Annotated in this window: 1 protein-coding gene; it reads right to left on the bottom strand. The window is 52.9% G+C overall.

Going from position 1 to position 291, the window contains the following annotated elements; translation table 11 throughout:
- Positions 1 to 66 precede the first annotated feature (66 nt).
- A partial coding sequence (locus tag J0A65_RS27110; RefSeq protein WP_206597253.1) for a hypothetical protein occupies positions 67 to 291 on the bottom strand: 225 nt, incomplete at its 5' end.

Below are 291 nucleotides of genomic sequence, written 5' to 3'. Positions count from 1 at the left end.
AGGGCTTGGTGCGGATGTGTTTCAGCCTGAGCCGAGCACCATTCGTCGGCACGAGTAAAGCCACCTTCAAGCCGCATGTTTACGGGCCTGGCTATCAGCAGCGCTTCTTTTATGCACAAAGAGAAGGCATCGCCGAGCAGTACGCACCGCTGCTGTGCGCTTCGTCACGGTTTTTCGCAAGTCTTTGTTTTTCTGCGACTTATTTTTGTGGTCGAAAAATAGCCAGATGTCCGCAGGGCAATTCCCTCGGGTGCTGGGTGCTTTTGCCCAGAAAGCATCAACAGAGTTATC

This window comes from Bowmanella yangjiangensis, assembly GCF_017255015.1.
Taxonomy (GTDB): Bacteria; Pseudomonadota; Gammaproteobacteria; order Enterobacterales; family Alteromonadaceae; genus Bowmanella; species Bowmanella yangjiangensis.
Note: the sequence above shows the minus strand (reverse complement) of the source record. Positions and strands in the feature narration are given on the sequence as shown.